Here is a 24701-nt window from a genome sequence, read left to right on the forward strand (position 1 = left end):
CCCGAAGCCTCATCTTCTGCTAACCCTTCCGCATGCGCTTCGACCTGACCGATCTGCGCCTGTTCCTCGCCGTGGTCGATGCGGGCAGCATCACCCATGGTGCGGCCGAGGCGGGGCTGTCGCTGCCGGCGGCAAGCGAGCGGCTGCGCGACATGGAGGCCGCCGGCGGCGTCGCATTGCTCGAGCGCGGGCGGCGCGGGGTCACCACCACCGAAGCCGGCGCAGCGCTTGCCCATCACGCACGCACCATCCTGCACCAGGTCGCGCAGATGCGCGGCGAGCTCGGCGAACATGCCAGGGGCCTGCGCACGACCATCCGGCTGCATGCGAATACGGCGGCGATCACGGAATTCCTGCCCGGGCGCCTGGCGAGCTGGATGGCTGCGAATCCGCAATCCGATATCGAGCTGAAGGAGCGGCAGAGTGCGGAAATCGCCCGCAATGTCACCGCCGGCTTCGCGGAGATCGGCATCCTGTCGGATGCGGTCGATCCGGGCGACCTCACGCTGCGGCCCTTTGCGACCGATCGGCTGATCGTGGTGGCGCCGCGCGGCGATGCGCTGACGGCGATGGCGCGGGTTCGCTTCGCCGATGTGCTCGACCGGCATTTCATCGGGCTGGCAGGCGGCGCCTTGCAGGATCACATCGAGGCGCAGGCGGCGAAGATCGGCGCCAGGCTCAAGATCAGGGTCAGGCTGCGCAGCTTCGACGGGATCTGCGAGATGGCGAGCGCAGGCGCCGGGGTGGGGATCGTCCCGGAAGCCGCCGCGCGCCGTTGCCGGCGCTCCGTGCCACTCGCCGCCATTCGCCTGTGCGAGGACTGGGCGACGCGCCGGCTTTCGGTCTGCATCCGCGACGAGGCCGATCTGACGGCGCCGGGAAGGAGTCTGTTCGAGCATCTGACGTCGAACGCGCGGCCGTGACGCGGCCGCAGGCTGCTCAGCCCGCGCGGCGCAGGCCCAGCACCGTGCCGCAGGTGACGAGTCCGAGCCCGGCCAGGGAGGCTCCGCTCGGAGCTTCGCCGAGCAGCAGATAGCCGCCCAACGCCGTAAGCCCGGGCACAGTCGCGGTGAACAGGGCGATCTCGGCCGCGCCCAGCAGCGCGACGGCTCGCGTGTAGATGAAGACGGACAGCGCACCGATCAGCACGCCCTGGAAGAAGCCCTGTAGGGCGATGTCGGGCCATGCGGCCGAGAACAGCGTGGTCCCGGGCAACGCGGCATAGACCGGCAGGAAGAGGGTCGCGGAGATGCCTGCAACGATGGCCGCTGCTTTCACGGCCGGTATGCCCATGCGCTTCGCATAGAGCCCGTAGCCGGACCAGCAGAAGGAGGCGGCGAGCAGGCAGAAATCGCCCATGAGGACAGTGCCTGCAGAGAGCCGCGACCCGTCCCAGATCACCACGGCCACGCCGATCGGGATGGCGCCCAATGAGACCTGTCGGCTCCGCTCCATCCCGCATCCGCAGAACAGCTTGAGCAGCAGCGCCGTCGTCAGCGGCAGCGCGCCGTGGATGAGGATGGAGCCGTGGGCCGCCGGTGCGAGCGCAAAGCCCGCATAGGCGAAGAGGCCGAAGCCTAGCCCACCCAGAGCGGCGAGCAGCACGGCCTCGGCCGGACGCAGGCCGCTCAGCCCGTGCCGGATAAGGATAGGCGACAGCACGAGCCCGCCGACGCCGAAGCGCAACGCGGCGATGTCCGGCAGCGTGAGTTCGGTCGACAACCCCATGCGCGAGATCAGCACGAAGGCGCAGAACAGGCTGACGACAGCGCAGGCATAGGCGACCCCGCGCACGCGCTGGGTCGCGACCGCGTTCACCTGCATCAAGCGACACCGTCGAAGCTTGTCCCGCCGGGAAGCACGCCGAGGCGGATGAGACGGCTGTCGGCGACGGCGGCGAGGCGATGTTCCATCGCTTCGCGATAGATCGGATCGCGCAGCATGTCGGCGAAGGCGCCGGGGCTCGGATACTTCGCGATGAAGCAGATGTCCCAGGTCTCGTCTTCGGGGCCGATCATCCCGAGTTCGAAGCGACCGCGCCAGACGATCCGGCCGCCGAGCCGGGCGAACACCGCAGCGCTGATCCGGCCGTAGCGCGCATAGGCATCCGCGCCGGTGGCCTCGCGACCATCCGGATAGCGAGCCGCGCCGTGCAGGCGGATCAGGTTGAGCATATGCACCGGCCCGGGCCGGTCGTCCGCCCGAAAGGCGGCGAATGTCTCGCGCGAGAAGGTCGTGAAGGCTGTCATGGCCGTGCCCCGTCGCCTCACTCCGCCGCCGCGTTGAGCGACCAGGAGCCCGGATAGTTCGGCTTGCGCCGCGACATCCAGGCATCCAGCCCCTCGCGAAGATCGGCGGTCGGGGCCATGCGGGCGAATTGCTCGCCTTCGATCAGGAGGCCTTCGGCGATGCTCTGGTTGATCCCACGCGTCACCGCCCTGAGGATGCTCGCCGCCGCCAGGGGCGAATGCCGGAGGATCCGCCCTGCCAGATCGCGTGCCGCCGGCAGGAGATCCGCATGCGCCACGAGCTGGTTGATCAGGCCGAGTTCGAGGGCCCGCTGCGGTGTGAAGACGTCGCCGGTCAGCAGCAGTTCGAGTGCCCGCTTGCGCCCGGCCAGGCGCGGCAGGCGTTGCGTGCCGCCGAAGGTCGGCGGCATGCCGAGATTGATCTCCGGCTTGGCGAAGGAAGCGCGGTCGCTCGCGATGGCGAGCGGCACGGCCTCGGTGATCTCGCAGCCGCCGCCGAAGGCAAGCCCGTTCACAGCGGCGATGATCGGCTTCGGGAACGCCTCCAGCCGTGCCGTCAGCCGCTGGCCGCGCGTGACGAAGTCACGCATGGCGACATCGGCGCCACGCGCCACGCTCCGCGAGAATTCGTGGATGTCGCCGCCTGCCGAGAAGGCACGGTCCCCTGCGCCGGTCAGGATGACCGCGCGGATGCCATCATCGATCTCGATGGCGTCGAGCAGCTCCAGCAGCCGGTCGATCAGGGCGTAGCTCAATGCATTGAGCTTTTCGGGGCGGTTGAGGGTCAGGGTCGCGATCGCATCGCGCGTCTCGGTCAGGACGAGGTCGGTCATCCGGTTTCCTTTGCACTAATTGGCTGGATCAGGATCAACGCCTTTCCGGTTTCTGTATATTCACTAGTCGGTATACATGGGCATCATGTCCGATGCCTCGAAGCCGACGCGCAAGCGCATCATCGACGCCGCAAGCAAGCTCTTCTACGCGGAGGGTATCGGCCGCGTCAGCGTCGATGCGGTCGCCGAGAAGGCAGGGTTGACCAAGCGGACGCTGTACTACCACTTCAAGAGCAAGGACGATCTGGTCGCCGCCTATCTCGATGCGCGCGACCAGCCCAACCTGAAGCAGATGGCCGGCTGGTTCGACGATGCCGAGGGCGGGCCCGATCGCAAGGTCGAGGCGATCTTCTCCAACCTGGCGCGCGTCGCCCGCCATCCGAAGTGGAAGGGTTGCGGCTTCCTGCGCACGGCCGCGGAGCTCGCCGCAATGCCGGGGCATCCGGCCGTCAAGGCCGGCGCGCGGCACAAGGCGAACTTCGAGAACTGGTTGGCGAGCGAATTCACCGGCCGCCGCCTCGCCGAGCCCGAGATACTCGCCCGCGAGATCGTCCTGCTGATGGACGGCGCCTTCTCGATCACGCTGGTTCACCGAAATCCGGCCTATATCGAGGCCGCGGGGCGCGCTGCCGCCACGCTCGTGCGGGCGCGAGGTTCGCTCGGCCGCGAAGAGGAAAGCTTCGCGCCGGTTACTTGACGCTCAAACCGGCGGTCACGAAGGCCTTGCGACGGCTGCGAATACCGCCGTTGACACCTTTCGCTAGGGCAGGCAGATCATGGTTCGGCGCTGCCGAGAGGCGGTGGCGCCAGTGCCGGGCATGTCGAGACGTGAATCAACTCAGGAGGCTCGAGGAGGAGGCGATCTTCCTTTTGCGGGAGACGACCGCACTGTTTCAGCGTCCGGTCATGCTCTATTCGATCGGGAAGGACTCGACGGTTCTCGCCCATCTTGCGGCCAAGGCGTTCTGGCCGGCAAAGCCGCCCTTTCCTCTGCTCCACATCGACACGACCTGGAAATTCCGCGACATGATCGCGTTTCGCGATCGGCTGGTCCAGGCGCTTGGCTTCGATCTGCAGGTGCATGTCAATCGGCAAGGGCTGGAGCACGGTGTCACGCCGTTCTCCGTCGATGCGACCGCCTACACACGCATCATGAAGACCGATGCGCTCAAGCAGGCCCTGGAGCGCGGTGGCTTCGATGTCGCGATCGGCGGGGCGCGGCGGGACGAGGAGAAGAGCCGCGCAAAGGAGCGCATGTTTTCGCTGCGCAGCCCGCAGCATGGCTGGGAGCCGCGCAGCCAGCGACCCGAATTCTGGCGGCTGGCGAACCCGCATCTGCGCCCCGGCGAGACCATGCGCGTCTTTCCGCTGTCGAACTGGAGCGAGCGCGACGTCTGGCGCTACACGCTGGCCGAAGGCATCCCGATCGTCCCGCTCTATCTCTCGCAGGCGCGGCCCGTTGTGCAGCGCGGCGAGGCGCTGATCGTCGTGGATGACGAGCGCTTTGCGCTCCAGCCTGGCGAGGCGCCGCAATCCCGATCCGTGCGCTTCCGGTCGCTGGGCTGCTATCCGCTGAGCGCGGCCGTGGAGTCCAAAGCCGCCACGGTTGCGGCAATCGTGGCCGAACTCGAAGCGACCACGACTTCGGAGCGGCATGGCCGGCTGATCGATGGCGCAGGCGCGGCGTCGATGGAGGCCAAGAAGCGAGAGGGCTATTTTTGAATCCCGTTTCTGCGGCCTATCAGACGATTTTCGGCACGCCCGAAATTGCGCCGCCCTCCAATCGCCCGCCGGCCTTGCGCATCCTGTCCTGCGGTGCGGTCGATGACGGAAAATCGACCCTCATCGGGCGCCTCCTCTTCGAAGCGGGGGCCGTTCCCGATGACCAGAGGGCGGCTCTTGCCGCGGATTCGCGCCGTTACGGAGCGGCCGATGGCGATATCGATTATGCGTTGCTGACGGACGGGCTCGAGGCCGAGCGCGAGCGCAACATCACGATCGATGTCGCCTATCGCTACATGTCGACGGCGAGCCGCGATTTCATCATCGCCGACACCCCCGGCCACGAGCAGTTCACCGCCAACATGGCGACCGGAGCCTCGCAATGCGAGGTCGCGATCATTCTGGCCGATGCCGCGCGCGGGCTTCGGCAGCAGAGCTTCCGGCATGCCGCCATCTGCAGCATTCTCGGCATCCGCCACGTCGTTCTGGCCGTGAACAAGATGGACAAGGTCGGGTTCTCGCAGGAGCGCTTCCGCGAGATCGCCGAGGCCTTCGCGCCTGTCGCCGGGCATCTGAACCTCGACGTCGTCGCGATCCCGCTCTCCGCCCGCCATGGCGACAATGTCGCGGTCGCGAGCCGATCGATGGGCTGGTACGAAGGCCGCACGCTCCTGGAGCATCTCGAACGTCTCGAGATCGCTCAGGCCGGCGATACCGCCGGCCTGCGCCTGCCGATCCAGGGCGTCTGCCGCACGGCCGCGGGCGAGCGCTTCTATCTGGGAACGATCGCCGCTGGGACGCTCTCGCCCGGCGAGCGGGTTCGGGTCGCGGTCAGCGGGGCCGAGGCCACGGTCGAGCGGCTGGTGGGCGTCGAAGGCCCGCTCGGCCGGGCCGGTCGGGGCGAGGCGGTGGCCGTTTCATTCGCCCCGGAGATCGATCTCGGGCGCGGCGACCTGCTGCATGGGGATGCCGACGCTCCCGGTTGCTCCAATCATTTCTCGGCACATGTCATCTGGTTCGGCGAGCGGCCACTCTTCGCCGGCCGCGATTATGAGCTCCGCCTCGGGACCTTCGCCAGCCCGGTGACCGTGACGGCGATACGGGGCAAGCTCGATATCGTCAGCGGGCTGCGGGTCGCGGCGGCCGAAATCGAGCGCGACGACATCGCGATCTGTCACCTGGCGACGCCCGGACTGATCGCGTTCGACGCTTACGCCCGCTGCGCACCCACCGGCAGCTTCCTGCTGATCGACCGGGTGAGCGGCGCGACGGTCGCGGCCGGGATGGTCCGCAACGCCCTCGACCGCGGCAGCAACCTGTTCGCGCAGAGGCTGACGGTGGATCGGCAGGCGCGCGAGGCGTTGCTCGGTCAGAAGGGAGCGGTTCTCTGGTTCACCGGGCTGTCCGGTGCAGGCAAGTCGACCATCGCCGATGCCCTCGAGCGCAGGCTGCACGCAAGGCGCAAGCTCACGATCCTGCTGGATGGCGACAATATCCGGCTCGGGCTGAACCGCGATCTGGGGTTCACCGAGGGGGACCGCGTCGAGAACCTGCGCCGCGTTGCGGAAGTCGCCAGGCTGATGGTCGATGCCGGGTTGATCGTGCTGTGCAGCTTCATCTCGCCCTTTGCCGCCGACCGGGCGATGCTGCGCGAGCGTCTCGCAGGCAGCCCCTTCTTCGAGCTGTTCGTCGATGCGCCTCTCGACATCTGCGAGCGGCGCGATCCGAAGGGGCTCTACGCGAAGGCGCGCCGCGGCGAGATCCGCAATTTCACCGGCGTCGACTCGGCTTATGAACGCCCCGCCGCTCCGGACGTCGTTCTCGACAGCAGCCGCTGCGAGCCCGACGAACTCGCCGATCGCGTCATGAGTCTGCTGGTGGAACGGGGTATTGCCATCTAGCCGAGCCTCGACCATCGGCCGCGACAAGCAGGCGACATTGCGCGCTCCCATGAAGTGATCGAGGATGCCGGCGAAGCTCCTGCTGAACTATGCGCGACAGGCTTTTAGGGGGACAGGCATGGGCTCTCTTTTCCAGAACCAGTTGCACCAGGCATTCGGCACCTGGCCGCTTGGCTATATCCCTTATGGCGGGGCTGATTTCGGCGAGATTCGAGCGGTCGCGGACGCTGTCGGCGATGGCGACGATGTCCGCTATTACGAGGCATGGACGGCGTTTGCGGCTCGGCTGGAAAGCGAAGCTCAGGCCGCCCTCGGCAAGGGGCATGCCGTAAATGCTCGCGAGAGCTTTCTGCGGGCCGCCGCCTTCTATGGGGCCTCGTACCATCCGCTTTACGGCGCGCCTGTCGATCCTCGTCTGCTGGCCGCATACCGCCAGCAGATTGCGGCGTTCGAGCGGGGACTTGCCCTGGGACCGCACCCCGTCGCGCGGCAGCACATCGTCTACGGCGACGTCGCTCTGCCTGCCTATCTGATCCCGGCGATCGGCTATGAAACGCAGGTTCGGCCGCTGATCATTTTCAACGGTGGCTATGACAGCACGGTCACCGACATGTATTTTGGCGCTGCGGTGGCGGCCTCGCGGCGAGGCTATCATAGCCTGCTATTCGACGGGCCGGGCCAAGGAGCGATGCTGTACGAGCATGGCGTGCCCTTTCGTCCGGACTGGGAGGCGGTCATCAAGGCCGTCGTCGATTTCGCCGTGGCTCACCCGCTGGTCGATGGCCGGCGCATCGCGATCAGCGGAATGAGTCTCGGCGGCCATCTCGCGCCACGTGCGGCATCCGGAGAATCTCGCATTGCCGCCGTCATCGCCGATCCCGGAACCTGGAGCATCGCCGACGGCTTCAGGGACCTGATTCGGCGCATGTTCAGCCTGCCGATCGAAGCCGTGGCCGACCTGGGTGCGCTCGACCAAGCTGTTCTCGACAAGGCCGATGCCGCGATCAGGAGCAATCGCGAAATCTATTGGAAGGTCGTCCAGAGGGGGTTCTGGACCCATGGCGTGAGCAATCTCCGCGATTACCTTGCATCGGCGGAACTCTTCACCATGGCAGGCCGCGCAGAGCTGATCCGGTGCCCGACGCTGATCACCCAAGCCGAGGGAGACATCCTGGCGGTTGGGGCAACCGGCTTCTTCGATGCCCTGCGCTGCCCGAAGACCTTGCTGCACTTCACCGCCCAGGAGGGTGCCGATGGTCACTGCGAAATGCAGAATCGTTCGCTGATCAACAGGCGCGCACTGGACTGGCTGGATGAGCAGTTCCAGGCGGTCTAGGCGTCGGAATTCCTGGAGCTCCGGCTCTTTCAGATGGGTCCGGAACGGCACGGTTCTGGCGAGCCGGTAAAGAAGCTCTTGCCGCGCTCGATGCCCGGATCCTCGCGTATCTCGAACCGCATGGCCTCTTGACGCGAGCCTGGATCGAGCAGCCGCTTGCAGGTGAGGACGTCCAATGGGGCGCCGCTCTGGATGGCCTCGCTGACCGAGGCGCAGCTGCGGAAGATCTGGGGCGACGGGTTCGCCCGGGCGACCTTTGGAAGGGGCGCCGATGCGGGCAAGGAAAATTACCAATGGTGACTTGACGGCGGTAAGTTACCAGCGTAGGTGCCTGACGTAACGGAATTGGGTCCGCGTCATGCCGCTCGTCAAGAAGGCCAACACGCATCATCACGGCGCTCTGCGCGAGGCTCTCCTCGCCGAGGCGGAGCGGGTGATCGACAGCGAGGGGCTGGATGCGCTTTCGCTGCGGTCGATCTCGAAAGCCGTCGGCGTCACCCATGCCGCACCGGCCAATCATTTCGGCGATCTGCCCGGTCTGCTCAGCGAGCTGGCGGCAGATGGGATGAAGCGTCTCGCCGTGCGTCAGGCGGCGGCGGTGGAGGAAGCCGGGCCGCTGCTGCGCGATCGCGCCCATGCGGTTGCGCGCGCCTATTTCAAGTTTGCGACCGAGCACCCCGGGCTCGTCACGCTGATGTCGCGCAGCAACCGGCTCTATCTCGACCGGCCTTCGATCAAGGAGGCGGATGCCCTGGCACGACGTGTTGTCGACGATCTCTCCGAGGAGAACCGGAAAAACAAGAAGATCGATGCGGTGAGAGCCGCCGCGGAGCGCACGGCGTTGCGGGCCATGATCCATGGCTATTCGATGCTCTATCTCGACGGCCGCCTCGGCCCGACTCTGGCGGACTTGCCCGAAGGCATGACCCCCGAAGCCTTCTTCGACGTCGTCCTCGACGTCATCGACTTTCCGTAAAGCGGAGCTGCGCATGACAGAGCATACCTTCCGCAACGGCGCCTGAAGATCATCCGGCCCGTTCGGACGCCTTCCAACAAGAACCCAGAGCAAAAGATCGGGCCGGGGCAGCCTTTACCGGACGGCGAGCCTGCCGCATCCCGGGCCAACTGCCTTCTCGGCCGTTATCGGTGAGGAAATCTCTGTCACGAAGCTTACGTATAGTCGCTTTGATGACGTAGGTGTCGTTGATAAACATCAGAACGAGAGGACTATCATGAAGAACATTGCCGTCATCGTCGCGAGCCTCGGCTTCGCGGCAGCCCTGTCGGGCACCGCGAACGCCGCCTCGATTCCCAGCACCTCGGCACTCGCCGCCGCGGTTGCGACGAGCGACATCGTCACTGTTGCCGGAGGCTGCGGCCCGAATGGCTGGCGCGGCCCCTGGGGCCACTGCCGCGACACGCCCTATAGCGGGCCGCTACCGGGTGGCGGCTGGGCCGGCCGACCGCAGCCCGCGGCGGACTATTTCGGCAATGGCTGTCCTCCCGGTTACTGGCACGGCCCCTGGGGTCACTGCCGCAACACGCCCTATCACGGCGCGCTGCCCGGTGGCGGCTGGAAGTAATCGGCTCCGATCCCTGGCTTCAACGACTGGATATCCCGATGCTTAAGAACGCCCTTTCGGCTGCCGCGATCGCGCTGGCGATGCTCGGCTCTGCCAAGGCCCAAACCGCGCAGCCGGTTCCCCAGCAGCCGGAGCAGATCAAGATCATCGAGCTCGTAACGGCCGAGGATGCCGCGGCTGTGCTCGATGCCCGGTTGGCGGCCCTGAAGGCCGTCATCGGCCTGAATTCTGACCAGGAGAAGCTCTGGGCTCCCGTCGAGACCGCCATCCGGCAGGTTGCCAGGCATTCGGCCGAGCGTCGCGAGCAGCGCACCAAGGCCCCTCAGCCGCAGAGCTTCGTCGATATCCTGGAGCGCACGGCCGATGCCGAGGCGGCTCGTGCGGCAGACGTCAAGATCGTCACTGCGGCACTCAAGCCGCTCGTCGCGTCTCTGTCCGAGGTTCAGCAGCGCCGTATCCCGGCCTTCCTCGGCCTGCGGGAGGGGCGCTACGGCATGCCGCAGCCTATCGCCGAACTCTGGCTGTTCGAGGAAGAGCAGTGAAATGGCAGGGCGAGCCGATCACGCTCGCCCCTCGACTGCCCGATGCTACACGTCGTCGCAGTTCATTAGCCGGCTCTATAGAGCGTGTTTGCCGCCGCGCAATGGGAGGATTTCACAGATGAAGATGTCCTTGTTGTCGCTTCCCCTGGCACTCGCAGGCGTGGCCGCATCCGCCGAGCCGAGCCTCGCCGTAGAGGCGAACTACCGCTGCTCCGGCGGCAGCGCGCTGACGGCGCGCTTCTCTCCGCCGGGCACGGAGCCGGGCCATGTCGTGCTGAGCTTCGGCACCGGACACTCGGTGACGCTGCCGCAGCAGCTCTCGGCCGATGGCGGGCGCTACGCCGGCGACGGCATCGAATTCTGGATCAAGGGACGCGATGCGACGCTGCGTCGAGGCGGCGGAAGCGAAACCTGCTCGACGAGCTGAAGGAAATCGCGATGCCCGGATGCAGAGCAGTTGTCGTCGGGACATCCTCTTCCGCGACGACACCGACCAGCCGATGTTTTTTGAGAAACGAGAAGAGCAATCTCTGTCTGTGACGATCAATCGAATGAACGATAGGAGCAATCAAATGAATCGCCTTGCATATCTGCCGGTGGTGGCCGGCGTTGCGCTTATGCTCTCGGCCTGCCAGTCGGTGCCGGAAAAGATCGAGAACAAGGAAAACCTGCTCGCCGCCGCCGGCTTCACCGCCCAGCCCGCGAATACGCCGCAACGTCAGGCCTCCATGCGCAAGCTGCCGCCGAACAAGTTCGTCAGGCAGGCGAAGGGCGACGATTTCGTCTTCGTCTATGCCGATCCGGTGGTCTGCCAGTGCGTCTATGTCGGCGACCAGAACGCCTATGGCCAGTATCGGCAGATGGTCTTCCAGAAGAACCTGGCCGACGAGAAGCGCATGACCGCCTCGATGGCTCAGGATGCGTTCGACTTCGCGCCGTGGGGGCCGTGGGGCCCGGACGGCATCTACTGAGCTCCGCCCGGGTGGGCTATCGCGCTTCTCGGCGCGATGACCCGCGCGATCGTCCGCACCACCTCGGAGAGGGCATGATGAAGGCTTCAGCCAGCAGAGAGGCCGGCTCGGCATATGGGCCGAATGGCCCTAAGCCGGAACAGAGGATGTTGAAAGAGCCGCCTGATGCCAAGGGCGTCTGGCTGGTCCGTCCAGATGGCGATGTCGCGGCCGTGGCTGCCGGCGATCTGGCGGCCTGACGCGAGGAGGATCGCCGCGATGCGTCTCGCCATTATGCGCGCTTTGCTTCTGGTTGCCGCGTTCGGCGTCGCCGCGGTTGCGCCCGCGCAGGAGCCTGGCGGCTTCTACGACCCGGGTGGGCTCGATCTGACGGCCGCCCGGCCGGGGCAGATCCTTCGCATCGCCGAGATGGGCGGCGCGCCGGCAGGCGCTGCCGCCTATCGCCTCGTCTATCGATCGACCTCTCCCGAAGGTCGTGCCGTGCCCGTCTCCGGCGTGATCGTCGTTCCGCCGGGGCCCGCACCCGCGCAGGGGCGCCCGGTCATCGCCTGGGCGCATCCGACCTCCGGCGTCGAGCCGCAATGCGCGCCGTCCCTTGCGAACGGCTTCTTCGGTCAGGTCCAGGGCCTGAGCGGCATGCTGCAAGCCGGTTATGTCGTGGCGGCGACCGACTATGCCGGCCTCGGCATGCCCGGCCCGCATCCCTATCTCGTCGGGGTGAGCGAGGCTCGGGCCGTGCTCGATTCCGTGAGGGCGGCGAGGGCCCTGCCGCAGGCTGAAGCCGGCCGGCACTTCGCGGTCTGGGGCCATTCGCAAGGCGGGCAGGCCGCGCTCTTTACCGGCATGGCGGCGCAGGGCTACGCACCCGACCTGACCCTTGTCGGTGTCGCGGCGGCAGCGCCGGCCACCGAGCTTTCCAGGCTGCTGGCCGCGGATATCGAGACAACGGGCGGGCGCAACCTGACCGCGATGACGCTCTGGTCCTGGTCGCAGGTCTATGGCGCGCCGCTCGACAAGGTGGTGCTGCCGGGCGCCATGCCCGCGGTCCGGCAGCTCGCCGGCGACTGCATCGAGAGTATCGGCGACATCTTCGCGCGGCTCGCGCCGACCAGGGCGCTCTCGAAGTCCTTCCTGGCCTCGGACAGCTTCTACGAGACCCAACCCTGGCGCGGCTTGCTGGCGCGCAATACGCCTGGCCTCATGCCGCGCAATGTGCCGCTCTTCCTAGCCCAGGGGACGGCCGACGATCTCGTCCGCCCGCCGGTGACGCAAGATTATGCCGATCGCCAATGCCGGGCGGGGCGCTCCGTCCGCATGCTCTGGCTTCCGGGCGTCGGACATCTCTTCGCCGCGCGGGACAGCGCGGACCAGGCGATCTCCTGGATCGGTGCGCGCTTTGCCGGCGCGCCGGTTCCCAACGACTGCGGCGCCACGACAAATCCCTGAAACCGGCTCGCCAAAGGAACCCTCCCATGCTTTTCGCCCTTGCACCGTTCGTGGCGTTCGCCGTCAGCGTCTCCGCGCTGGGGTCGATCGGCGCCTTGCTGCTCGGGGCCGTCGCTTCCGCGCTCGTGATCCTGCCCGGCGTCGTCAAGGGGCGCTCGGCCAAGATTCTGGAGATAGGCTCGCTCGTTCTCTTCGCAGCCCTCGCCGCCTTCGAATATCTCAGCGGCGCGAGGCTCTCCCTGGTCGGCGCGAAATTCGCCGTCGATCTCGGCCTGCTGCTCATCGTGGTCCTGTCGATGATCGTCGGGAAGCCGTTCACGATGCAGTACGCCAAGGATGAGGTGGCGCCGGAGCTGTGGTCGAGCCCGGAATTCCTGCGCAAGAACTACGTGATCTCCGCCGTCTGGGGGGTAGCCTTCCTGGCGATGGTTCTGGCCGAGCTTGCGATGCTGCTGTGGCCGGGCCTGCCTCACCAGCTGCCGATCCTCGTCATCGTCATTGCCCTCGTCGGAGCGTTCAAGTTCACCGTCCGCCTGCGAAAGCCGGGCTCGGCCACGCCCGCCTCGCTTGGGTGATCGGCTGGCCCGATGCGGCAATTTCTGACGCTTGGACTTGGATTGTCACAGGGGGTGGGATCATGAAGGGTTACCTCGTCAAGGTCATGCGCCAGATCTCCGGTGTCGTGCTGGTCGCCGGTGCGGCGCTCCTCGGCTCGACCGGCGCCTTCGCCCAGCCCCGGCAGGCGACTGGCTGGTCCGTTCCGGACGTCTCGGCCCTGTCGGACAGTGCGGCGGATCAACTCATCAGGAAGGGCCGCGATCTCATCGTTGCGACGCCTTCGCTGATCGGGCCGAATGTGGAAAGCCCCGACAAGCGTTACGCCGGAAACAACCTGTCCTGCAGTAATTGCCACCTCGCGGCGGGCACCCGCAAATTCGAGCTGGCGCTGTTCGGCCTGGCTGATCTGTTTCCGCAATACAGCAGTCGCACAGGCGGGCAGATCACGATCGAGGATCGCGTGAATTCCTGCATGACGCGCAGCCTGAACGGTCGCGCCATGCCGGACGATGCCCCCGAGATGCGCGCGCTGGTGGCCTATATCGATTTCCTGTCCCGGAACGTGCCGAAGGGCGAGACGCTGCCCGGCCTTGGGGCGGGATCGATGCCCGAATTGACGCGTGCGGCCGATCCCGCGCGCGGCGGGGCCGTCTTCCAGAGCGCCTGCGCCGCCTGCCATGGCAGCGACGGTCTCGGCGTCCGGCGAAGCCTGCCGACCAGCGATCTCGGCTATCTGGTCCCGCCGCTATGGGGCTCCGACAGCTTCAACAATGGCGCCGGTATGGCCAGGCTGAGCGTGGCGGCGAACTTCATCCACTTCAACATGCCCCACGGCACCGACTACACCAATCCGCGTCTCTCCGTGGAGGATGCCTGGGATGTCGCCGCCTACATGCTCTCGCACCCTCGGCCGGTGAAGCCGGGGCTGGAGAAGGACTTTCCGGACCGGCTCCTGAAGCCGGTCGATACCCCCTATGGCCCCTATGCGGACGGCTTTAGCGCGGACCAGCATCGCTACGGGCCGTTCGGCCCGATCCGCGACGCTATTGCGAAGCTGAGGCCCGGCCCCGTGCCGTCACCGAAGCCATGAGAGCGGGATCGCCCCGCTTACAGGCTTAGATACTCGGCAGCTTGAGCCAGAGCGCCAGCGCGCTGAGCACCATGTTGACGGCGAGCGCCGCGAGCAGGAGCCCCATCAGCCGGCGGATCACATTCGTGCCGTTCGCGCCGAGCACCTTGCGCAAGTGCTCGCCCATCAGGAACACGGTCCCCAGCACGGTGAGCACGGCGGCCAAAGCGAGGATCGTCAGGCCCTGCTGAAAGACGGTGTAGCGGTTGTTGTCGACCAGAAGCAGCATGGTCAGCATCGAACCCGGGCCGGCGATGATCGGCACGGCGAGCGGATAGATCGCGATGGTCATCCCGCTCTCCGTCGTCTCGGCCTCGACGCCTGCCGGCGCCGGTTCCTCGAGCACCATCTTCAGCGCGTAGAGGAAGATGATGGTTCCGCCGGCGATCTGGAAGGAGAGCAGCGATATTCCCATCGCACGCAGCAGGAAGGGCCCGATCAAGGCGAAGGCCGTCAGGATGCCGAAGGCGATCACCACGCTGAAGCAGGCGGCCCGCTTGCGCTCGGCCGCGCTCAGATTGTTTGTCAGACCCAGGAACAGCGACAGGTGGCTGGGCGGATCGAGCATCGCGATCAGAATGACGAACTGCGTGATGAAGAGATTATAGTCGTCGAGCACCTGAACCTCACATGGCAGAGGCCGGACCCGCGGCCGGCTCTTCGGTCACATCCGTCTACGAATTCGGGGCATCCGCTACTCTGTCGGAGCAGCGGGCCGAACGGTGGAATGCACGTTCTGGGTGAACCCGATGCTAACGTAAGGAAATTGATCGATGCTTATTCTTCGGAATGCGCGTCGCCCTAAGGCTTTCGCCGGGAGAGATGAAGCCCGGCGATGGTGCATCTGACCGAGCCGCCGGCGCGCTCGATGGTCGGGATCTCCAGCGCCACGATCGGCGTCGACTGCTCGATCAAAGCAAGCTGGCGAGGGTCCAGGCTGGCGCGGGCGGTCGTCGACATCACCAGGATGTTTCCGGTGCCCGAGCGCAGTTCCAGCGCATTGCCAGCGAACTGAGCGATCTGGTCTTCGCTGAGCGTGATTACGGACCGGCCTGAATCCTGAAGGCGCGCCACGATCTCCGCGCGTCGCGCCGGGTCGCTGATCAGCGAAAGGCCGACCAGCGCGTGGTCGGTGCCGATGCACATCAGGACATTGGTGTGGTAGATCGGCACGCCGTCGCGGTCGGTCGCAGCGAAGACCATCGGCTCGAAGTTGAAATGCGTGCAGAAGCGCTCGAGCGCGATCGGATTGGTCCGTTCTGACTGGACCGCGTAGGCGACGCGGTCGATATGGTCCAGCACCATGGCGCCGGTGCCTTCCAGGAACAGCCCGTCGGGCTCCAGGCCGGAGTAGTCGATCACGTCCTGGACGCGGTACTCGGCCTTGAGCATCTCGATGACGTCCGCCCGCCGCTCGCGGCGCCGGCTCGCGGTCTTCATCGGATAGATCGCGACGTGGCCCCCGGCATGGGTCGAGAACCAGTTGTTCGGGAAGACCGAATCCGGCGTCTGCGTGCCGCGATCCTCGAACAGAAGCACCCGAACGCCATGGCCGCGCAGCGTCTCGACGGCGCGCGTGATCTCGTCGAAAGCCGCGCGCGACAGGTCCTCGCGAGCGTCGGCAATCTGCTGGAATCGGTTGTCCAGGGCGGTCTCGGTATTCACCGTGAAGTGATGCGGCCGGATCATCACCACATCCGCGGGCGCCTGGACGGACGGACGGATCGCTTTCATCGGACTGCGCGCTCCGCGGTTGCCGCCGCGATGCGGGTCCACATGCCGTAGAGGTCGCGCGTGTCGTCGGGGTCGGCCAGGATGTCGAGATATTGCAGGAAGTCGGTGCCCTCCAGCTTGTCGCGGAGATAGCGCAAGGCGCTGAAGTCCTCGATGGCAAAGCCGACGCTGTCGAACAGGGTGATCTGGCTTTCGGATTTGCGGCCGGGTTTCCGGCCGGCGAGCACCTCCCAGAACTCGGTCACCGGAAAGTCGGCGGGCATCTGCTGGATCTCGCCCTCGATCCGCGCCTGCGGCGGAAACTCGACGAAGACGTCCGAACGCTTCAGGATGTCGCTGTGCAACTCGGTCTTGCCCGGGCAGTCCCCGCCGATTGCGTTGATATGCACGCCGGCGCCGATCATGTTGTCGGTGAGGATCGTGGCGTTCTGCTTGTCGGCGGTGCAGGTGGTGATGATCTGCGCGCCCAGGATCGCGTCTTCCGCTGTTGCGCAGCTGATGATCTTCAGTCCCGTCCCGGCCAGGTTCCGGGCCGCCTTCCGCGTCGCGGACGGGTCTATGTCGTAGAGCCGGACCTCCTCGATCCCGCAGATCGTCTGCATGGCGATGGTCTGGAACTCGGATTGCGCACCATTGCCGATGAGCGCGAGGACGCGGGACTTTGCCGGCGCGAGACGCCGCGCCACCAGCGCCGAGGTCGCCGCCGTGCGCATGGCCGTCAGCAGCGTCATCTCGGCCATGAGCAGGGGATAGCCCGTCCGCACATCCGAGAACACGCCGAAGGCGACGACCGTCTGCAGGCTCCGCTTCAGATTGCTCGGATGGCCGTTCACATATTTGAAGGCGTAGTTCACGTGGTCGGAGGTTGGCATCAGCTCGATCACGCCTTCCGGCGAATGCGAGGCCAGCCGGGGCGTCTTCTCGAAGCTTTCCCAACGCAGGAAATCCGCCTCGATATAAGCGGCGAGTTCGGTCAGGACGCGCGGTAGGCCTATCGCCGCGGTCAGCCGCACCATGTTCTCGACGCTCACGAACGGGATGCAGGCTCGGGCGGACGGGGGCGGGTTCGTCATGGGAGCACTCGGCTGGGAAACGGGCTCATCGGAGCGAGTTACCCTATGATAGCGCTGACGATTTCAGGCGATATGCCAGAATCTTGCACATTATGACAGGCCGCTTATCAATATCGGCAGTCAAATTGTGCAAGTCGTCAGAGTTTTCCATGGCCAAGCAGAACCCCGCCAAGTTCGTGTTCGACGATCTGGACCGCAAGCTGATCAGCTTCCTCCGCGCGGATGGCCGCGCGCCGCTGTCGAAACTGGCCGATGCCTTCGGCGTATCGCGGGGGACCGTGCAAAACCGGCTGGACCGGCTGCTGGCGTCGGGCGCGGTGCTCGGTTTCACGGTGCGCGTGCGGGAGGATTACGAGGGCGGTGGCCTGCGCGCGATCATGCTGATCGAGGTGGTCGGAAAATCGACCTCACAGGTGATCAGCAGAATGCGCGGCCTGCCCGAGATCGTGGCGCTGCACACCACCAATGGCGGCTGGGACCTGATCGCAGAGATCCGGGCCGAGAGCCTGGCGCATTTCGATCAGGTCTTGCGCGAGATCCGGATGATCGACGGCGTGTTGAACAGCGAGACAAGCCTGTTCCTGAGTTCGGTCACCAGCTAGAGGCATTTCTTGATCGCGTTGAAACCTTGCTCCCGTCATCGCGAGGAGCGTCAGCGACGGAGCAGTCCAGTAGCGGCAGCGCTCGACGTCCCTGGATTGCTTCGCTGCACTCGCAATGACGGCAACGGGTTGATCCAGTCTGATTGGGCAAACGCTCTGGAAGCCCGAAACTCCACGGTCCCCGCCGGATCGGCCAGGGTTGAGATGCTCTCCAGATCAGCCGCTTCTGCGTCAGGCTGATCGATCGAATTAGTCATAATAGTGAAGTTCTTTTCGTTCCCGCGCACGGGTGCCGCAAATGTAGTAATAACTCCTCGTCAGCGGGAGGGGCGCGAGGATGAAACGAAACTTCAATCTGGCTTCGGCTCTCGCGCTTCGTGCCGGAGATGCGAACACGGCCACAGCCATTGAAGTCGATGGCGCGCGCTACACTTACGGTGAGCTCGCGGCGGCGGCATCTAAGCTGGCGGGAGCCGTCCTGCCGTTCCACCGCTCGGCGCGCATCGGCGTGCTCGGGACCCGCAGCCATGAGGCCTATGTCGGAATTCTCGGCGCCTGCTGGGCGGGCTTCGCCTATGTGCCGCTCAATCTGAAGTGGCCGCCGGAGCGCCTTGTTGCGCTGATGACGCTGCTGGACCTCGACGCGCTCGTCACCGATGCGAACGGCGCCGAGCTGCTCACGCCCGATGTCCTGGCTGCCGCGCCCGATCTCGTCGTGACGCCGAAAGCCTGTGCGCTGGCACCCGCACGGCCGGGGCAGCAACTGGTCGCGCGCGAGGCCCTGAGCGCCCCCCCGATGGCGGAGCCTGCGCCCGTCGAGGCCGAGGCGCTCGGCTACGTCATCTTCACCTCCGGCACGACCGGGCTGCCCAAGGGCGTGATGATCTCGGCCGGCTCGCTGGCCCATTATATCGAGCAGAGCAGGGGGTGGACGAACTATACCCCCGCCGACAGGATCGGCGAGGCCTGCGATGTCTCATTCGACCTCACGGTCCATAATCTCTTCCTCTGCCTCGATGCGGGGGCCGCGCTGCATGTGCTGTCGCAGCTCGAGCTGATGGCGCCGGCCCGCTTCATCCGGGCGCATGAGCTGACGGTCTGGATGTCGGTGCCGACGGTAATCGGGCTGATGCGGCGCTCGGGCCAGCTCAAGCCCGGCATCTTCCCGTCCCTGCGGCTCTCGATCTTCTGCGGGGAGCCGCTGCCGGTCGAGGCGGTGCAGGCCTGGGCCGCGGCGGCGCCCAATAGCGTCGTCGAGAACATCTACGGCCCGACCGAATGCACCGTCATCGGCCTGCGCCAGCGCCTGAGCGATCCGCCTGTCACGACGCCGGGTCGCGACATCATCGCGATCGGCACGCCTTACGCGACGATGGAGGTCGCGATTCTCGACGAGCGCCAGCAGCCCGTGCCCGAGGGAACGCCGGGCGAGATCGCGCTGGCGGGCCCCCAACTTGGCATCGGCTATCTCGGGCAGTCCGAATTGACCGCCGACCGCTTCCGCATGATCGACGGCAAGCGCTGGTACCTGACCGGCGATCTCGGCAGCCGGGACGGGAACGGCGTGTTCCACCATCTCGGCCGTGTCGACAACCAGGTGAAGGTCAAGGGCAACCGCATCGAGCTCGAGGAGGTCGACGCACATCTGCGCCGGGCCGCCGGCACCGAGCTGGCGGCAACCGTGGCCTGGCCGGTCAGGCATGGCTCGGCCGAGGGGCTGGTGAGTTTCGTCGTCGGCAATGCGCATCCGCCTGCCGCGATCGGCGAACGCCTGCTGACCGGGCTGCCGCGCTACATGGCGCCGACCGTCATCCACGAGCTCGACGCCATGCCGCAGAACGTCAACGGCAAGATCGACCGCCGCGCCCTGCTCGCGCTGCTGGAGACAGGCGCCGTCGGCGGATAGCCTGCCCGGCTCGAGTGTTCGAAACATCCCCGCGAAGGAGATAGACATGACCGCCAGCGCCGCGATCCGCGCCACCATCCTCAAAATGCTGACGGAGCGCGGTCATGTCGGCCCGATCGGCGACCATGACTCGCTGTTCTTCAGCGGCAAGCTCGACTCGCTCGCGGCGACGGAGGTGATGATGCTGCTCGAGCGCGATCACGGCATCGACCTGACCGATGCCGATTTCGATATCACCCGGCTGGATACGCTGGCCGAGATCGAGGCGCTGGTCGCGCAGCCGGCCTGACGGCGTGCTCGCCAGCGCGGTCAGGCGCCGAACAAGTGCAGGAAGAAGCCGAGCCGCTCGGCAAGCCCGAGATGGCCACTCTCGTCGGCGAAGATCTGGATGAGGCAGAAGAAGCCGATGACGCCGACGCGCGGCAGCACCTCGTAGCGCCAGAACCCGTCCTCGGGCCGCGGCTTGCGCCGGCGCAGCTGCGAGGCGACGAGCGCCGCCGCCAGAACGAAGGCGTAGAACGCGTAGGATTCGAAGCGCAGCAGCGTGGCGACCAGCCCATGCTCGGCTACGAGATGGGCCTGCGCAATCAGCGAGAACAAGAGGTTTCCGATGCAGGCCGCGCAGAAGGTGGCGCAGGCGATCCGCAGCCTTGGATGCGCTTTGAACCAGCGCGCGAAGGCGGGGTAGAAGAAGAAGTCGACCAGCACCTCCTTGAAGTAGAAGAGATACCGGTTCCAGAACTCGGCGATGGTCCGGGCCGTCAGCGGCCGGGCCATGTTACGCGGGATGCGATAGCCGCTCATCCGGATCACCGCGACGAGCGCATGCCAGAAGGCCGCTACCGAGAGCAGCGTCAGCACGAAGTTCTTGGCCACGACCCCCCAGCTCGCCGTGAGCGACGGCGGCGTGCCGGCGGCCGTCAGGCTGACCGCCTCGTTCAGCGTCGGGAAATCGGCGACCTCGTAGAAGGTCCGCGACGCAAGGCTGTGCAGCCAGGCCAGGATCACGGCCCAGACGATGAGCTTCAGCGCCTTGAGCCGCGTCGCGGCGAGCTCCTCGGGGGTCTTCGCGTCGAAGGTCTTGAGATAGGTCAGGCCCTTGAACGGGATCGACGGCCCACCCCAATACGGCCTGACGAAGCCCAGCCGCAGCAGCGCCGGCGTCTGGTCCTTGCCGCGCTGGTCGGCGAAAGCATAGGCCAGGAAGAAGAACGATGCCGTATAGATCGTGATCAGGGTCCAGAGGGCCGTGTGCTCGACCGTTCCTTCGTCGAGGCCCAGGCCCACCGCGAGCAGGATCGCAAGCACGCCGAACTGGCCGAGGACCGGGCGGCGCCCGAACAGGGTCGAGCGCCAGCGCCGATGGGCGGCGAGCGCGAGACCCGTCAGAACCAGGAACCAGCCTGCGGCCGGGATCTGGATGGCCGCCACCGGAAGCTCGACCAGCTCGGGCGTGGCGTCGCGCAGGCGGGCGACGAAGTCACGCTGATCCTCGGTCCGGAACGGCCGCAGGATGACATAGGCTATGCCCGAGAACGCGATGATCGGCAGGCGCCGGAGGGGCAGGAGTGCACAGGCTGCGAGCGTCAGCGTGATCAGCGCGACACCCGCCAGGGACAGCTGCAGGCTGGACAGGAGTGCGCCGACGAACGCCGCATGGATGGCGAGGATGCCCGCAGGCGTCTGCACGAAGGCCAGTGCCCGCACGTTCGCGTCGATCCCGAGCCAGCCTCGTCTCCAGGCTGCCAGCGTTGCGAGGATCGTCAGGGGCCGGCCGCCGGCGGTGTCTTGCTGTGAGCGGGTATTCATGACGCAGCGGTTGGCATCGGCTGAGTTCCGGCAAGAGGATCAGCACATCAGCTAACGCATCTTTCTTAAGACACTGCCGCCCGGCGGATTACCGCAGGGCTTGAAATATTTTGCCGAGATCATCTCCTCCCGCTAAGGAGAGCGGGATCTTGGCTGGTGTAGAGCGCCGTGCAGCTGCGTCACCTGCGCTATTTCGTGAATATCGTCGATGCCGGCAGCTTCTCGCGCGCGGCCACGCTCATCCATGTCGCGCAGCCGGCCCTCAGCCAGCAGATCGCCGAACTCGAAGAGAAGCTCGGCGTCAGCCTGCTGCAGCGGAGCGCTCGCGGCGTGCTCCCGACGGCCGCCGGCGAAGTGCTTTACCGGGAAGCGTCGTCGATCCTGCGTTTGATGGAACGGCTGCCGGGCATCGTTCGGTCCAGCGTCGGCGAGGTCACCGGCATGGTGGCGCTGGGGATGTCATCGACCCTGGCGGCAGGGCTGGCTGGCTCGCTGATCGAGAATTGCCGCTCGGAATTGCCGCAGGTGACCCTCAAATTCTCCGTAGCCGACAGCGAGAGCATCAAGGCGAAAGTCGCAGCCAATCTGCTCGACCTCGCCCTCGTCTTCGAGGACGAACTGGTGCCGATCTTCGCGCGCAGGCCGCTGTTTCGCCAGCGCCTCTACGTCGTCGGTTCGGTGCTCCCGCCGGACCATGTCGGCGCGGTGACCCTCGCGCAGCTGGCCCGTCTGCCGCTGATTCTGCCTGACCAGCCGAATGTCACGCGGCGCCTGCTCAACTGCGCCTTCGCCTCGGCGGGGCTGGTGCCGAACATCGTCGCCGAGGCGGACCAGTTTTCCAGCATGCTGTCTGCCGTTCGCGCGGGGATAGGCGCGGCCATCGTCCCGAAGGGCGAGTTTTCCGAGCGCGAAGGCGCGGGCCTGGGACGGGCGCTGGCCCTGGACCCACCGCTCTTCCTGACGGCCTCGATCATCTCGTCCAGCGACCACACCTTGACCCATGCCGGCGAGGCGGTCCGCGATCTGGTCGCCCGCCATGTCGCCGAGGGGTTGAACGCAGCCTTCCCGCCGGGAGCGGAAAGGCTGGGTGGCGAGCCATAGCCGGAACCGATAGCTGCATATCGAAGCAGTATTTTTCCTCCGATCCGCGTTCGACCATGGTTTGGCCGCCTTTTCAAAGGCGCTGGACCAAAAGGCCAGCTCCCCAGCAGCAGGACCCCGTCATGCCGAACCTGATCTATCGCGTCGTCTCAGCCTGTGGCGCACTCGGATACGGATACCCGAAGGAATCGCTGGAAGCCGCCCTGCAGGGCCGTGTCGACGCGATCGTCTCCGATGGCGGATCGATGGATGCCGGCCCCTATTATCTCGGCACCGGCAGCGAGTATTTCGAGCGAGAGGCGGTGAAGCTCGATTACCGCCACATGGTCGAGGCCGGCCGAAGCCTGGGCTGCCCGGTCATCCTCGGCAGCAGCGGCATGGCCGGCGGCGCCCGCAATCTCGATCTGATGATCGGCATTGCGAAGGAGGTCTTCGCCGAGCTCGGTGTCACCGACGCGAAGGTCGCCACCATCGATGCGGAGATCGATCCCGAGCTCATCATCGCCGAGTTCCGCAAGGGCGCGCTGCGGCCCACGGGCGTCGGGCCGGACCTCAGCGAGGAGACATTGCGCGACAGCACGATCGTCGGCCAGATGGGCATCCATCCGCTGATGACCGCCCTCGAAGACGGCGCGCAATACATCCTGGCCAGCCGCTCCTGCGACGTAGCCCTCTTCGCCTCCGACATGATCCGGCGCGGTATCGACGCCGGCCTCGCCTATCATGTCGGGCATGTGCTCGAATGCGGCGCGCTCGCCTGCGATCCCGGCTCGCCGTCCGATTGCCTCGTCGCCGAGATTTACGACGACGGAACGGCGCTCTTCGTCGCGCCGAATGCGACGCGGCGCTGCACGGCCTACTCGATCGCCGCGCATTCGCTCTACGAGGAAAGCCACCCTCAGCTGCAGTTCTACCCGGAGGGCGTGCTGGCCATGGAGAAGACCCAGTTCTTTTCCCGGGACGCCCGCACGGCCGGCATCCGCGGCAGCCGCTTCGTGCGCGCGGGCAAGCCCTGGCCCTGGAGCATCAAGCTGGAGGGCGCGCGCCATCTCGGCAGCCGCAAGGTCTCGCTGATCCACATCGACCCATCTGAGTTGCCGAAGGTGCCGGAGGACGTGCTGGTCTATGGCCGCAACGGCGTGCAGGCGCGCCCCGTTTCCGGCGAGGAGCGTGAGCTCGGCCTCATCGTCGAGACCCGCGCGGCGACGCAGGAGGCCGCGGTGCTCTTGGCGAGCCTGCTGACGCATTACCTGATCCATTACGGCTACCCCGGCCGCAAGGCGACTGCCGGCAACATCGCCTATCCGCTCTCGCCGAACCTCGTCAGCTTCCGGCGCGAGGACGGCAGCTATGGCGCCATCGTGCCGAGCGGCACGCGCGACCCGGTATTCTTCGCCAACTATCCCGCGATCAAGGCCGCGGTGCTGGAGCTGATCGCGAAGGAGTTTCCGGATGCGCTGGCGCAGGCGAGCCATGAGATCATCGAGGCCGACGCGCTGAAGCCGGTGATCCTGCTACGCTCGGTGGACAAGGACCCGCAGAAGCTCGATGCGCTTCATCGCGAGGAGATCGATCGTCTCGCGGGGCTCGTCGCCTTCAAGCCCTCCTCGCTTCTCGCCCTCGATGCGCCCGACGCCTATGCCTGGTCGCTCTACCACCTCCTGCAGAACGAGCGGATCATCAAGGATGTGATGTTCCCGATCACATATTTCGACGCTGACGGCGCCGACTGGACGCAGACCGGGACCGGCCGGGCCCGCTATTTCGAAATCGGCGAGACCGGCTATACCGGCGACATCGACGACAGGACGCTCTCGCTGATCGCGGACGAGCCGCCTTCCGGGCGGATCGTCGGAATGCACCGGCTGCTCGACATGGCGGTCGTGATCCGCAGCAAGGACGCCGGCATCAACCGGCTTACCTTCGACATCATCTTCACCTCGGGCGAAAACTATGAAGCCGCGCTGCGGTCCAACGTCTTCAGCAGCGGAAATGTCGCCCGCATCCTCGGCCTGCCGGTCGAGCGGGTGGTCGGCACCTTCTTCGTCGACAGCTGCAACGCCATCAAGCTCTCCGTCGACCGCCCGAATATCTCCGCCTCGGTCGACGAGCGGGACGTCTTCGGCGCGCAGCAGCAGGCCGCGATCGAGAGCCTGAGCATCCCGATTCATGCGGCGGCGCTCGCACGCGCATCGGCATTCTGAGC

General features: G+C 66.4%; 25 protein-coding genes. 18 read left to right on the forward strand and 7 right to left on the reverse strand.

From position 1 onward, the window contains the following. Positions 1-32 precede the first annotated feature (32 nt). Entirely contained in the window at positions 33-923 is an 891-nt protein-coding gene (locus ASE63_RS14435; RefSeq protein ID WP_056802234.1) for a LysR family transcriptional regulator, read from the forward strand. Between the two features lie 16 nt (positions 924-939). Here the strand turns inward: ASE63_RS14435 and ASE63_RS14440 are convergent, their stop codons facing one another. Genes ASE63_RS14440 through ASE63_RS14450 form a run of 3 tightly spaced genes read right to left on the reverse strand, consistent with a single transcriptional unit; the run spans position 940 to position 3082 of the window. Beyond that, a complete protein-coding gene (locus ASE63_RS14440; RefSeq protein WP_056802237.1) occupies positions 940-1824 on the reverse strand; it encodes a DMT family transporter in 885 nt (294 codons plus the stop codon). Further along, the gene (locus ASE63_RS14445) at positions 1824-2249 is read right to left on the reverse strand and encodes a DUF1330 domain-containing protein (RefSeq protein ID WP_056802239.1); all 426 of its coding nucleotides are present in this window, start codon (positions 2247-2249) and stop codon (positions 1824-1826) included. The genes ASE63_RS14440 and ASE63_RS14445 overlap by 1 nt, the downstream gene beginning before the upstream one ends. A gap of 17 nt (positions 2250-2266) precedes the next feature. Next, the gene (locus ASE63_RS14450) at positions 2267-3082 is read right to left on the reverse strand and encodes a crotonase/enoyl-CoA hydratase family protein (protein ID WP_056802241.1); all 816 of its coding nucleotides are present in this window, start codon (positions 3080-3082) and stop codon (positions 2267-2269) included. 85 nt (positions 3083-3167) lie between these two features. On the opposite strand from ASE63_RS14450, the gene ASE63_RS14455 reads away from it, so the two are divergent. From ASE63_RS14455 to ASE63_RS14510, 12 genes are all read left to right on the forward strand, one after another. Beyond that, on the forward strand, positions 3168-3779 hold the full coding sequence (locus tag ASE63_RS14455; RefSeq protein ID WP_056802295.1) for a TetR/AcrR family transcriptional regulator: 612 nt from the start codon (positions 3168-3170) through the stop codon (positions 3777-3779). 131 nt (positions 3780-3910) lie between these two features. After that, the gene (gene cysD / locus ASE63_RS14460) at positions 3911-4804 is read left to right on the forward strand and encodes a sulfate adenylyltransferase subunit CysD (protein WP_056802244.1); all 894 of its coding nucleotides are present in this window, start codon (positions 3911-3913) and stop codon (positions 4802-4804) included. Next, a complete protein-coding gene (gene cysC / locus ASE63_RS14465) occupies positions 4801-6705 on the forward strand; it encodes an adenylyl-sulfate kinase (protein WP_244491413.1) in 1905 nt (634 codons plus the stop codon). The genes cysD and cysC overlap by 4 nt, the downstream gene beginning before the upstream one ends. A gap of 118 nt (positions 6706-6823) precedes the next feature. Continuing rightward, on the forward strand, positions 6824-8041 hold the full coding sequence (locus ASE63_RS14470) for an alpha/beta fold hydrolase (protein WP_056802246.1): 1218 nt from the start codon (positions 6824-6826) through the stop codon (positions 8039-8041). A gap of 358 nt (positions 8042-8399) precedes the next feature. Continuing rightward, positions 8400-9017: a TetR/AcrR family transcriptional regulator gene (locus ASE63_RS14475; RefSeq protein ID WP_056802248.1), complete on the forward strand. Its 618-nt coding sequence runs from the start codon at positions 8400-8402 to the stop codon at positions 9015-9017. 256 nt (positions 9018-9273) lie between these two features. Next, the gene (locus ASE63_RS14480) at positions 9274-9624 is read left to right on the forward strand and encodes a hypothetical protein (RefSeq protein WP_244491414.1); all 351 of its coding nucleotides are present in this window, start codon (positions 9274-9276) and stop codon (positions 9622-9624) included. A gap of 38 nt (positions 9625-9662) precedes the next feature. Beyond that, on the forward strand, positions 9663-10166 hold the full coding sequence (locus tag ASE63_RS14485; protein WP_056802251.1) for a Spy/CpxP family protein refolding chaperone: 504 nt from the start codon (positions 9663-9665) through the stop codon (positions 10164-10166). A gap of 118 nt (positions 10167-10284) precedes the next feature. Further along, positions 10285-10593, forward strand: a complete 309-nt coding sequence (locus tag ASE63_RS14490) for an MliC family protein (protein WP_082609952.1) — start codon at positions 10285-10287, stop codon at positions 10591-10593. Between the two features lie 145 nt (positions 10594-10738). Continuing rightward, positions 10739-11137 carry a hypothetical protein gene (locus ASE63_RS14495; RefSeq protein WP_244491415.1) on the forward strand — a complete coding sequence of 133 codons (399 nt, stop codon included), beginning with the start codon at positions 10739-10741 and terminating at the stop codon, positions 11135-11137. 258 nt (positions 11138-11395) lie between these two features. Then, positions 11396-12583, forward strand: a complete 1188-nt coding sequence (locus tag ASE63_RS14500; RefSeq protein WP_082609956.1) for a lipase family protein — start codon at positions 11396-11398, stop codon at positions 12581-12583. Between the two features lie 26 nt (positions 12584-12609). Beyond that, positions 12610-13158, forward strand: a complete 549-nt coding sequence (locus ASE63_RS14505) for a hypothetical protein (RefSeq protein ID WP_056802255.1) — start codon at positions 12610-12612, stop codon at positions 13156-13158. Positions 13159-13220: 62 nt separating this feature from the next. Next, a complete protein-coding gene (locus tag ASE63_RS14510) occupies positions 13221-14231 on the forward strand; it encodes a c-type cytochrome (protein ID WP_244491416.1) in 1011 nt (336 codons plus the stop codon). A 25-nt stretch (positions 14232-14256) separates the two neighbouring features. Here the strand turns inward: ASE63_RS14510 and ASE63_RS14515 are convergent, their stop codons facing one another. The 3 genes from ASE63_RS14515 to ASE63_RS14525 form a co-directional block, all read right to left on the reverse strand. After that, positions 14257-14889 carry a MarC family protein gene (locus ASE63_RS14515; RefSeq protein WP_056802257.1) on the reverse strand — a complete coding sequence of 211 codons (633 nt, stop codon included), beginning with the start codon at positions 14887-14889 and terminating at the stop codon, positions 14257-14259. A gap of 182 nt (positions 14890-15071) precedes the next feature. Next, positions 15072-16004 (reverse strand): arginine deiminase-related protein, encoded by a 933-nt coding sequence (locus tag ASE63_RS14520; protein WP_056802259.1) that lies wholly within the window; start codon positions 16002-16004, stop codon positions 15072-15074. Further along, positions 16001-17077: an ornithine cyclodeaminase gene (locus ASE63_RS14525; protein ID WP_056802261.1), complete on the reverse strand. Its 1077-nt coding sequence runs from the start codon at positions 17075-17077 to the stop codon at positions 16001-16003. The genes ASE63_RS14520 and ASE63_RS14525 overlap by 4 nt, the downstream gene beginning before the upstream one ends. 149 nt (positions 17078-17226) lie before the next feature. On the opposite strand from ASE63_RS14525, the gene ASE63_RS14530 reads away from it, so the two are divergent. The 3 genes from ASE63_RS14530 (at position 17227) to ASE63_RS14540 (ending at position 19874) form a co-directional block, all read left to right on the forward strand. Continuing rightward, entirely contained in the window at positions 17227-17679 is a 453-nt protein-coding gene (locus ASE63_RS14530) for an Lrp/AsnC family transcriptional regulator (RefSeq protein WP_056802263.1), read from the forward strand. Between the two features lie 337 nt (positions 17680-18016). Beyond that, positions 18017-19585 carry an AMP-binding protein gene (locus ASE63_RS14535; RefSeq protein WP_056802265.1) on the forward strand — a complete coding sequence of 523 codons (1569 nt, stop codon included), beginning with the start codon at positions 18017-18019 and terminating at the stop codon, positions 19583-19585. Between the two features lie 46 nt (positions 19586-19631). Continuing rightward, positions 19632-19874, forward strand: a complete 243-nt coding sequence (locus tag ASE63_RS14540) for an acyl carrier protein (protein ID WP_056802267.1) — start codon at positions 19632-19634, stop codon at positions 19872-19874. Positions 19875-19894: 20 nt separating this feature from the next. Here ASE63_RS14540 and ASE63_RS14545 read toward each other — a convergent pair whose 3' ends face one another. After that, positions 19895-21394, reverse strand: a complete 1500-nt coding sequence (locus ASE63_RS14545) for a hypothetical protein (protein ID WP_056802270.1) — start codon at positions 21392-21394, stop codon at positions 19895-19897. Positions 21395-21562: 168 nt separating this feature from the next. Between ASE63_RS14545 and ASE63_RS14550 the strand changes: the two genes are divergently transcribed. Together ASE63_RS14550 and ASE63_RS14555 are read left to right on the forward strand one after the other, a co-directional pair. After that, positions 21563-22495 carry a LysR substrate-binding domain-containing protein gene (locus ASE63_RS14550; protein WP_056802271.1) on the forward strand — a complete coding sequence of 311 codons (933 nt, stop codon included), beginning with the start codon at positions 21563-21565 and terminating at the stop codon, positions 22493-22495. A 122-nt stretch (positions 22496-22617) separates the two neighbouring features. Next, positions 22618-24699, forward strand: a complete 2082-nt coding sequence (locus ASE63_RS14555) for a DUF4387 family protein (protein WP_056802274.1) — start codon at positions 22618-22620, stop codon at positions 24697-24699. Positions 24700-24701 lie beyond the last annotated feature (2 nt).

This window comes from Allobosea sp. Root381 (assembly GCF_001429395.1).
Lineage (GTDB): Bacteria > Pseudomonadota > Alphaproteobacteria > Rhizobiales > Beijerinckiaceae > Allobosea.